Origin of the sequence: Nonomuraea sp. NPDC049158 (assembly GCF_040648335.1) — a bacterium.
GTDB lineage: Bacteria > Actinomycetota > Actinomycetes > Streptosporangiales > Streptosporangiaceae > Nonomuraea.
In genome coordinates this window covers 40,520-50,386 of the sequence record NZ_JBEZDM010000058.1, presented here as the reverse complement: position 1 = coordinate 50,386, position 9,867 = coordinate 40,520, and the positions used below count along the sequence as shown (strand labels likewise).

At 67.6% G+C, this 9,867-nt stretch carries 11 protein-coding genes and 1 pseudogene; 3 read left to right on the top strand and 9 right to left on the bottom strand.

Features of this window, described 5'->3' with window-relative positions:
• The 6 genes from AB0B61_RS54315 to AB0B61_RS54290 form a co-directional block, all read right to left on the bottom strand.
• Positions 1–417, bottom strand: a 417-nt coding sequence (locus AB0B61_RS54315; protein ID WP_358449640.1) for a Gfo/Idh/MocA family oxidoreductase, incomplete at its 3' end; no start/stop codon positions are given.
• Between the two features lie 147 nt (positions 418–564).
• Positions 565–1,530 carry an aldo/keto reductase gene (locus tag AB0B61_RS54310; RefSeq protein ID WP_358449638.1) on the bottom strand — a complete coding sequence of 322 codons (966 nt, stop codon included), beginning with the start codon at positions 1,528–1,530 and terminating at the stop codon, positions 565–567.
• Between the two features lie 52 nt (positions 1,531–1,582).
• A complete protein-coding gene (locus AB0B61_RS54305; protein WP_358449636.1) occupies positions 1,583–2,788 on the bottom strand; it encodes a mandelate racemase/muconate lactonizing enzyme family protein in 1,206 nt (401 codons plus the stop codon).
• Positions 2,789–2,830: 42 nt separating this feature from the next.
• A complete protein-coding gene (locus tag AB0B61_RS54300) occupies positions 2,831–3,673 on the bottom strand; it encodes a carbohydrate ABC transporter permease (RefSeq protein ID WP_358449634.1) in 843 nt (280 codons plus the stop codon).
• Positions 3,670–4,479 carry a sugar ABC transporter permease gene (locus AB0B61_RS54295; RefSeq protein WP_358449632.1) on the bottom strand — a complete coding sequence of 270 codons (810 nt, stop codon included), beginning with the start codon at positions 4,477–4,479 and terminating at the stop codon, positions 3,670–3,672. The genes AB0B61_RS54300 and AB0B61_RS54295 overlap by 4 nt, the downstream gene beginning before the upstream one ends.
• 71 nt (positions 4,480–4,550) lie before the next feature.
• Positions 4,551–5,795, bottom strand: a complete 1,245-nt coding sequence (locus tag AB0B61_RS54290; protein ID WP_358449630.1) for a sugar ABC transporter substrate-binding protein — start codon at positions 5,793–5,795, stop codon at positions 4,551–4,553.
• A 323-nt stretch (positions 5,796–6,118) separates the two neighbouring features.
• Here AB0B61_RS54290 and AB0B61_RS54285 point away from each other — a divergent pair, with 323 nt between their 5' ends.
• Positions 6,119–6,880, top strand: a complete 762-nt coding sequence (locus tag AB0B61_RS54285) for a GntR family transcriptional regulator (RefSeq protein WP_358449628.1) — start codon at positions 6,119–6,121, stop codon at positions 6,878–6,880.
• Positions 6,881–6,982: 102 nt separating this feature from the next.
• On the opposite strand, the gene AB0B61_RS54280 is transcribed toward AB0B61_RS54285, so the two are convergent.
• A complete protein-coding gene (locus tag AB0B61_RS54280; protein ID WP_358449626.1) occupies positions 6,983–7,747 on the bottom strand; it encodes a hypothetical protein in 765 nt (254 codons plus the stop codon).
• Entirely contained in the window at positions 7,738–8,337 is a 600-nt protein-coding gene (locus AB0B61_RS54275; protein WP_358449624.1) for a papain-like cysteine protease family protein, read from the bottom strand. Before AB0B61_RS54275 ends, AB0B61_RS54280 begins: the two co-directional genes overlap by 10 nt.
• A gap of 224 nt (positions 8,338–8,561) precedes the next feature.
• Here AB0B61_RS54275 and AB0B61_RS54270 point away from each other — a divergent pair.
• Together AB0B61_RS54270 and AB0B61_RS54265 are read left to right on the top strand one after the other, a co-directional pair.
• Positions 8,562–8,870: pseudogene (locus AB0B61_RS54270) on the top strand (class I SAM-dependent methyltransferase); the annotation flags it as partial.
• A gap of 43 nt (positions 8,871–8,913) precedes the next feature.
• A complete protein-coding gene (locus AB0B61_RS54265; RefSeq protein WP_358449622.1) occupies positions 8,914–9,156 on the top strand; it encodes a hypothetical protein in 243 nt (80 codons plus the stop codon).
• Positions 9,157–9,197: 41 nt separating this feature from the next.
• On the opposite strand, the gene AB0B61_RS54260 is transcribed toward AB0B61_RS54265, so the two are convergent.
• Positions 9,198–9,761, bottom strand: coding sequence for a hypothetical protein (locus AB0B61_RS54260; protein WP_358449620.1), 564 nt, complete (start codon positions 9,759–9,761; stop codon positions 9,198–9,200).
• Positions 9,762–9,867: the final 106 nt, after the last annotated feature.

The following is a 9,867-nucleotide window of genomic DNA, read 5'->3' as shown; positions in this document are numbered from 1 at the left end:
TGCGGCGCCATGAAGCGATCGACGTCGGCGGGCAACCACACCCCGATTTTCACCCCAGCAGGGCAAGCGCGCAGCGCTAGGAAAGACTTTTACGGTCAGGGCGAGCGGCTTGTCGACGACGACGTGCAGTCCTTCGTCGAGCGCGCGGCGGGCCAGCTCGACGTGGGTGTCGTTCGGTGTGCACACCACGGCGAGGTCGCAGTCCCCGGCGAGCGCGAACGCCGCATCGGCGTCGGCCACGACTTGGGCGCCGGGATGGGCGGCGCGGGCCGCAGCGGAACGGGCAGGGTCGGACGTCACGATAACGTCGATCGTGTAGTCGCCGCCGGCGGTGAGCAGCGGGCCGTGGAACACCTGGCCCGCCAGGCCGTAGCCGAAGAGCAGGACACGCAGCGGCTGCGCGGGGGCATGGGACATGGGAGTTTCCTCGTCGTCGGTGCTGATCGTCGGAGAACGAACGTCAGGGGGCAGGTGGCCGGGGCTTGAAGTTCGCTAGGCGGGCAGAATGACCCGATCCGGGAGATCGTCAGGAGGGCGGGGAGTGATCGGGTCTCAAGGAGGTCGTCAGGCGGGCAGGGTGGCCGGGTCGATTTGGGCCGTGATGACGTCCAGGTCGGCCCAGAGCGCCTCCGGTATGGCCGTCGACGCGAGCCCGACCGCCTGCTCGACGCGTTCCGGACGCGACGCGCCGATGATGGTGCTGGCGATCCGCCGATCGCGGGTCGAGAACTGGATCGCGGCCGCGGCCAGCGGCACCTGGTGGTCGCGGCAGGCTGCTTCCATCTCCTCGATCGCCTGGAGGAGTTCGGCCGGCGCCTCCCGGTAGGCGTAGCGCTGTGAGGCGGTGGCGCCCGCCGCGAGGATTCCGCCGCCGAACACGGCGGCGTTGACGACTCCGAGCCCCATCGACGTGGCGAGGTCGATGAGCGGCCCAGCCGACCGGTTGACCAGGGTCCACCGGTTGTGCGTGAGGACGACGTCGAAGAACCCGGTGCGGACGTACCGCTCGATCGTCGCGAGCTCGCCGCCGGCGACGCCGATCGAGCGGGCGATGCCGCGCTCGCGCAGGTCCCTCAGCACGTCCACGGGTCCGCCGGGCTCCATGATCTGGTCGAAGTCGTTCTTCTCCGGATCGTGCAGGTACAGCAGCGGCACCTGGTCGAGTCCGAGGCGGGTCAGGCTCTCCTTGATCGACCGCCGGGCCTGCGCTCCGTCGAACGTGCCGGAGTCGAGGTCACGGGCGATCTTCGTCGACAGGACGTACCCCTCGGGCAGGCCACCGGCCTGCCGGATCGCCGCGCCGATGCGGCGCTCCGATTCTCCCGCGCTGTACGCGGCCGAGGTGTCCAGGGCGCGGACCGGTCCCCGGAGGGCGGCCAGTGCCGTGGCGATGCCCGTCTCCGGGGATACGTCGCGGCCGAAGTTGCCCGGCATCGAGCCGAGAGGTGCGCCACCGATCGTCAGCGGCGTGATGTGCAGCCCGGTCGCACCCAGCGGACGGGTGGGGGCCTGGTGGTCGGATTCGCGCATAAGTCTCAGCTCCGTGGGATCCGGTCGAAGTGGTTTGATTCGCGCATAGGGCTCAGCTCCGGGGGATCCAGTCGAAGAAGTGGTGGTCTGCCGGGTCCATGTGGGCCAGCGCCGCGTCACGGTCGATGTCGATGCCGAGACCCGGTGCGGAGCCGACCGTGATGAACCCGTCCATGACGATCGGGTCCGGCAGGCCATGGACGATCGAGTACCACCAGTCCTGGGTCGGGACCGGGTACTCGAAGGCGATGAAGTTGTCCGGGAGCGTCGCGCACACCTGTACCAGGGCCGCCAGCCCGAACAGCCCGCTGCTGACGCCGTGCGGAGCGATCTCGATCCCGTGGAGGTCGGCGTACTCCGCGACCCATTTCAGCTCCGCGATGCCGCCGACGTCGCCGGGATCGGGCCCGATGACCCGTACGGCCTGGGTCGAGATCAGCTCTTTGTAGTTGTTGCGCAGGTAGATCTGCTCGCCGGTGTGTGTCCGTACGTTCGTGGCCCGGGTGATCTCCCGATACTGGGCGGCGTCGACCCAGGGCACGCCGTCGCCGCTGAGCAGGTCCTCGGCCCACACGATGTGGAGCGGTTCGAGCGCCCGCAACACCGTGATGGCGTCCGGGACGGTGAATCCCGGCCCCATGTCGAGCGCCAGACCGCGGCCCTCGCCGAGCACGTCTTTCATCGCCTGGACGCAGGCGACGATGTGAGCGATGCCCTTCTCTGTCAGCATGCCGCGGTTCGGGTGCTTGGGGCCCTCGCGTAGGTCCCCGTAGAAGAAGTCCGACACGTTCGGCGCCATGAAGCCGTGGAAGCCGACGCCCTCCTTGAACAGGGTGAAGCCTTCCGGCGCGGCGGCCATGACGGCCATCGACGCGGCGTAGTCCTCGGGCTCGTGGCCCAGCAGGGGAGGTCGTACGCCTCCGTTGTAGACGCGGACGCGGTCGCGTACCTTGCCGCCCAGCAGCTTGTGCACGGGCAGGCCGGCCGCCTTGCCGGCCACGTCCCACAGGGCGATCTCGATCGCGGAGACGATGCTGCCCCAGGGCTTGAAGCCGCCGAGCCGGCGGATCCGCAGCATGCACCGCTCGACGTCGGTGGGGTCCTGGCCGAGCAGGAGATCCGCATATACGCCGATGAGGTGCTGGATCGGCGGCTTCGAATGCTCGATCTCGCCGAAACCCTCGATGCCCTCGTCGGTGACCACGCGGACGATCGGACTGTCCCCGATGACTGCGCAGCGGACGTCAAGGATCTTCATAAGTGTCAGTGCTCTCTCTTCGAAGCGCGGTTCGGCCGACCGTCAGCCCTTGACCGCGCCGCTGGTCAGTCCGCCGACGAGGTAGCGCTGCAGCGCGATGAAGACGATGACCACGGGAACGGTCAGCACGACGGAGGCCGCCATCGTCGAACCCCAGTCGACGTGGTACTCGGTCGCGAACTCCGTCAACGCCACGGGCGCGGTCCGCGCGGAGTCCGACGCGGCGAACACCGAGGCGAACAGGAACTCGTGCCAGGACTGCAGAAAGGCGAACATGCCCGCGGCGGCCAGCCCTGGCGCGGCGATGGGGAGTGTCACATAGCTCACGGCGTCCAGCCGCGAGCAGCCGTCGATCTCCGCCGCCTCCTCGATCTCGATCGGGATCGCCGTGATCTGGTTGCGGATCATCCACGTCACCAGGGGTACGGTGATCGTGAGGTGGACCAGCGCGAGCCCGATCGTCGTGTCCAGCAGCTGCATCCCGTTGACCATCTTGTACAGCGGCAGCAGCAGCACCGTCAGCGGCACCAGTTGCCCGATGAGGATGAACAGCGCGACGGGACGGGCGGCCTTGAACTTGAACCGGGCCAGCGCGTACCCGGCGCTGAAACACAGGATGAGCGTGGCGCCCGCGACGAGCAGACCCACGACGATCGAGTTCATCAGGGCGTGGGGCATCGACGAGTCCGTGAAGACCTTCACGTAGTTGTCGAGCGTCCAGTGCTGCGGGGTGAGCGTCGGCGGGATCGCGAAGATCTCGTTGCCGGGCTTGAACGAGGTGAAGGCCATCAGGACGATCGGCCAGAGCGTCCAGCCGAGCAGGACGGCGAGCGTGACCCAGGTGAGCACCGCGAGAAGCGGATGCCGGGCGAAGGACCGGGTCATGACAACTCCTCCAGGTCGGATCGCATGGCTCGGGCGTAGATGGCGACGAAGACGGCGCAGATCACCAGCTGCAGTACGGCGATCGCGGAGACCATCGACTGGTCGCCACGCTGGAAGGCCTCGTACAGCAGGATCGGCAGGATCGTCGAGGCGCCGGCCGGTCCGCCGCTCGTCGTGACCCAGATGATGGTGAAGGAGTTGAGCGCCCACGTGACGAGCGTCAGCACCGCGATCCAGGTCGTCGAGCGGATCGCCGGCAGGACGATGTAGGCCAGGATCTGCCGGCCTGACGCGCCGTCCAGCTTGGCGGCCTCGTACCGTTCGGCCGGGATGCCGGTCAGGGCCGCCGAGACCATGAGCATCACGAAGGGTGCCGTGGTCCAGATCTGGATCAGGGCGACGGCATAGAGCACGACGTCGGGGTTGGACAGCCAGGCGATCGGCTGCTGGATGACTCCGGCCTGCATGAGCCAGTGGTTGACCAGGCCGTAGTCGCTGGACAGGCTCCAGCTCCAGACGGTCGCGCCGACGACGCCCGGGATGATCCACGGGATCATGAACAGGCCCCGCCACGCCCCGCGCAGCCGCAGGAACGGTGAGCGCAGCAGCAGCGCCGCCGCGTACCCGATCAGCAGCGCTCCGGCGACGGAGACCAGCGTCCACACGAGGGTGTTGAGCATCGTGCGCCCGAAATTGGGCGCGTCGAACAGCTGGCCGAACGCCTCCGTGCTGGTCAGGGCGCGCTCCAGGACCGCGATGACCGGGACGACGGTCAGGACCGCCATCAGCCCCGCGGCCGGGAGCATGAGCCCGATCCCACGACGGGTCGCCCTCATGTCCAGCCGGCCGGTCCGGCTTATCGTCTCGGCTGTGCTCATCAGGCCGGGCCGAGATTCTTCTTGGCTTCTGTCATGATCGCGGCAGCTCCCTGCTGCGGGGTCTTGGACCCGAGTGCGACCTCCTGGATCGTGTCGTGCACGAACGGGATCATCGCGGTCCAGCGCGGATTGTTGGGGGCGGGGATGGAGTGCTTGGCCAGCTGCTCGCCGTAAGCCTTGCGGACGTCCGTCTTGAACTTGGCGTCACTCGCCGCGCTCACCCGGGCCGGGAAGGTCAGGGTCAGGCTCGCCATGTTCTCGGGGCGCCCGAGGAAGGACGCGAGTTTCTTGGCGCCGTCGATGTTCTTGGCGGCCTTCGGGACGATGTAGGCCCAGCCGACGCCCTCCTGGATGCCGGGGCCGCTCGGGCCGGGGGCGAGCGCGGTGCCGACCGGGAACTTCTGGCGCGCCGCCGTGTCGGCGTCGAAGACGCCGCCTAGATACATCCCGATGCGTCCCTGGAGGAACAGGTCGCGGATGCCCGTGTTGTCCAGCTCGAAGGAGCTCTTCGTGGCGTACCCCTTGGTGACGGAGGTGCCCATGAGCTCCAGAGCCCGCTCGACGGAGTCCTGCGTGAGCTTCGGCGTGCCGTTCTCGAACGTCGTCCCGCCCTGCAGGGCGAAGTCGAGGAAGCGCAACGACAGGTCGCTCGGGTCACCCTGCATCGGCCACGCCGTGCCGGCGACCGTCGACGTGGTGAGCTTCTTGGCGTCGGCGACGAACTCCGCCCAGGTCGTGGGCGGGCTCGCGATACCGGCCTTGGCGAACAGGTCGGTGTTGTAGATGAGGGCGTTGGTCGCCCAGCGGTAGGGCACCGCGTAGGTCTTGCCGTCGACGGCCACCACGTCGGTCAGGCCGGGCGCGAAGTCCGACTTCGGCATCGCGGTGCCGTACAGGCTGGTCAGGTCCGCCAGCTGGCCCTTGCCGATGTAGGTCTTGGTACGCGCGATCGACTCGGTGATCAGGTCGGGCGTGTTGCCCGCGTCCAGCGCGACGGACACCTTGTTCGCGACCGTGTCGCCCGTGGTCTTCACCACTTCGACGCGCAACGACGGGTTCTCGCTCTCGAAGCGCCGCACGAGCGTCGCGGCGACCTCCGAGTCCCAGTCGGGTACCCACCACGTCACCGTGTCGGACGAGCTGGTCGAACTCCGGGTCGCGTTGTGCACGATGACACCCACCACCCCGAGCACCACCACGAGCACCACCGCGAAGAGCGCGGCAGTACGCGGACGAATGGCCATTTTTTGCTCCATTGCTCAAGAGTCGAAGCCCCCGGAACGGGCCGATATGCCACCGGTCCCGCAGCCAGCAGTGTTATCCTGTCCGTACAGGATGTCAACACTCTCGAAACAACTCTGGAACAGATGAGCCAGCAGTAGTCCCAGGTCAGACGGTCGGTGAGGTGCCCGAGATGGTCAGCGCGCGGAGCGGTTCGGTGAGCCGCTCGAGGTCGCCTGTCTCTCCATCGGCCCGACGTTCGAGGCTCTGATGGCCGTGAGTGCGACGGAAGACGTCGCGAAAGGGCGAGTGCCTTGCGGGTAGATCAGGGACTATCGTCGTGACCGTGCTGCCTCCTCCTAGCATCGATCGCGGCTCGGCGTTGCCGTTCTACCATCAGCTCAAACAGCTGATGATCCAGGACATCGCGGCGCGTGGGCTCGAACCGGGTGATCGGCTGCCCGGCGACTTCGAGCTGTGCGAGCGATACGGCGTCTCACGCAGTGTCGTCCGCCAGGCGCTGCAAGGACTCGAGGTCGAGGGCGTCATCTCGCGGGTGAAGGGCCGGGGCACGTTCGTCGCCGACCGCAAGACGTCCGAGGGCTTCGGGCACGCGATGATCGGCCACTTCGAGGAGGATGTCCGCGGCCGCAGCGGCGAGCAGACCATCGCCGTACGGCGGCTGGAAACGGTGCCGGCCAGCACGGCGGCCGCCGCCGAGCTCGGAGTGACGCCAGGCACGACCATCGTCGAGATCGAGCGCCTGCGGATGGTGAACACCGAGCCGTGGGCGCTGACCATCACGCAGTTGCCGTTGTCCGTCGGCAAGCTCATCCTCGACGAGGATCTGTCGAACATCTCGCTGTACGGCCTGCTGGAGCGCAAGTACGGCGTCCAGTTCGCGACCGGGCAGCGGTCGATAGAGGCCGGCATCGCGAGCGAGGCGATGGCCGAGGCATTGCAGGTCCTTCCGGGGGCTCCCTTGCTGATTCTGCGCAGCGTGGCGTTCGACGACGCGGGCAATCCGCTGGAGAGGTTCACCGGGTTCCACCGCGGCGACCTCAGCCGATTCCTCGTCAACGTCTACCGCCATCCCCCCACCGAGTAATCGCTACCGCCTGCCGAGGCGGAAGCCACAATCGCTACCGCCTGCCGGGGCGGAAGCCGCCAGGAGTACGGCTTCCGCTTGGGTGCCTTGCGTGTGCGGTGTCTAGCGGGTGCGGCGCAGGTGGCGGAAGCCCGCGAGCGACACCACCGCGACCGCGACCACGAGCACGACGGGGATCAGCCAGGGCGGCGGTGGCTTCGAAGGTGTCCTCGAAGGCGCGTAGCCGCCGGCCATGCCCTGCCGATCGTAGTCCGAGCCTGCCTGCTTGTCGGCGTACCGGCTGACCAGGCGGGCCTGGTAGTCGGCCACGCTGTAGACCTTCGGCGCGGTCTCGGCGCTGGTCGAGGTGCTCAGGAGGCGGATCTTGCCGCCCGTGATCTCGTACCAGGCGTCGATCTGCGGCTCGTACAGGAGGGACGCGTCAGGGGAGCTCAGACCGGCCGCCATCTGCTCCTCCTGCGTGCCGGAGGCGATCTCCAGCATGCGCCAGCCGCCGTCGTCGGTCATGGCGACGGTCACCGGGGCGCCGTCCCCGGTGCGAGCCGGCACCGCGACGTAGGACAGGCGGCCGACGGGCGCGCCGGTCTCGCCGCGGGCGAACGCCGGAGTGATCTCGTAGACGGGGATCGTCTTCTCCCCGACCGAGGCGGCGGACGGCTGTCCATCGGGCCTCGGCTGAGAGTCGGGGAATCGTAGATCGGCCAGTTTCACCAGCATTTCGTACGTCGCCGCGGCCGCGTGCGCATTCTGCAGATCGGCCGCCGAAGGCGGGTCGGCCAATTGCCCGGATTCGGCGGAGGCGGCCCCTCCCACCAGAAAGAACAGGCCGAATATGGCGGCGACCACCGCGCTCCTGATCACCACCATTTCGTCCTCACTATGTTGTCGAGCGTTCTCGTCCAGGTGTAGGTATCGTTGCCGACGAAATAGCTGTACGGCTTGATTCGGTAGCGCGGCGGCGTCTGCGCCGGGTTTCCGAACATGACCTGGCCGCCGTCGGCTGTGTCATAGCCGTAGACCACCAGCGCGTGGCCCCCGCCCGCCGCCCAGCTGATCCCGGCGTAGAAGGGACGCTCGACGTCGATCTGGCCCTTGAGGGCGGTCCAGCTGATCGAGTTCTCGATGACCTCGCCGGGCCAGTAGAAGCCGCGCCTTTCCAGCGCGTGCTGTACGCGATACGGGTTACCGGCGTCATTGGGGCAGACGCCGGTAACCGGATAGTCCTTGGCCAGGTTGCAGAACGCGTTCTGCGACACGTAGTCGCCGTGGTAGGCGGCGATGGTCGCGCCCGCAGCGGCCCAGCACCAGCTCGTCTTCTCCTGGTGCTGCATCGTGATGTAGAGCACGTGCTGGGTCGACGCGGTTCTCGACGTCGCCGAGGCCGGGGTGACTGAACTGGCCAGGCATAATCCGGCTGCCACGAGCGCCGGAATGGCGCGTAGCAAGTTTCTTGGCATGCGATTCTCCTTTCGGTTCCTGTTGAACAGGGAATTCGGTCCTGTTGGGCCCTGCGGAGAAGCTCCTGTCTTCGTCCCGGACGACGCCCAACCTCGCCGAAATTAAAAGGAAAGCCACTGAATTTCCGTGCAGAAATCCCGAGTGAGGAGAAATACCGGGGTAGGTTGGGCAGCGTGCTGAGACGAATCAATTACGACGACCGCCAGCACCTGGTGTACGCCCGTGGCCGAGCGCTGCCTCCCGACGTCGTCGCCCGGTGTACGGCGTTGAGCCCTCTGTCCGGATGCGTCAGGTAGCGGCGAACATTTCCGCCCACCCGTCGGTCAGCTATCTCGAGGGCGCCGCCGACGAGATCCCGCTGCCCGGCAACGCCTGCGACCTGACTCTGCTCTACTTGGTGATCCACCACATCCAGGACCTCCCGGCGGCGGCCGTGGAGATCGCTCGCGTGCCGGCCCCAGATGGCCGGGTGCTCATCCGCAACGCCTTTGCCGATCGGTCGCCCAACCCGCTGTGGCACCGCTGGTTTCCGCGCCCGGACCATCGAGGAAGAGGTCTTTCCCACCGTCGCCGAAGTGGCGGCGGCCTTCGCCACGGTCAACCTGCGCCCGGTCGCCCTTACCTCGCTTCGGCAGCGTCTCGCGGCCAGCCGTACCGAGTACGCCGCGCGACTGCGGCTGCGCGCCAGCTCGATCTTCGACCACATGACGGAGCGGGAAATCACCGAGGGCTTCGCCGCGCTGGACGCCGACCTCGCCACGCATCCTGACACCGGCCCCGTCGAGGAAGACTGCGACCTGCTCGTGCTGGCCGACTGAGATCGCACAGCAGTCGGCGCGCTTTACGGGCGGTTACGGCATCAGCCGCATCCCTCTTCCATCCTGATCACGCACAGCCAATCCACCACCCAAAGGGCGTGGTCGCGTGAGGCCTGCCCGGGACCGAGCTCTCCGGCCTCGCCAGGCTCGTCCACGCGGTCTCCATCCTTCGTGGCCGAGTCGCGCTTCACGAGCGCCTTGCACGAGTAAGCGGACCACTTCTGTGCTTCGACTCCCTCCTCGCCCCGCTTGGCGCATTCGTCCTGGCTGAACGTGCCGTAGTAGACCTCCCCTCCCAGTCTGCCGGTCCAGGTCGGGCTGGGACGAGATGAAGCTGCGGCGCTCGATTCCGGCGAGGAGGAAGGAGAGGGGACAGACTCCTGCGGTGCCCCTGAAATGTCCGACGGGACAGGCTCGGCCGCTTCCGCGAGTCGAATCCGCTCACCATCACCAGAAGAGACGCCCGACGGTTCGCGGGCCGTCCCTGCCGCGGTGGTGGTCACGATGGCCATGCTGACCACCGCGCTCACCAAGAGGACGAGCATGGCCACGGCGCCGAACGCGACAACTCCGGTACGCTGCCTGTTCTTCCATGGGTGTGCCACATGAGCTCCTGGTGCGACTGACGACGACAACCACGAGAGCCGTGCGCCTCCATTCTTGGCAAGCGATGACCACTGAGCAAGCCAGTACGACCGGACATATTCCGGA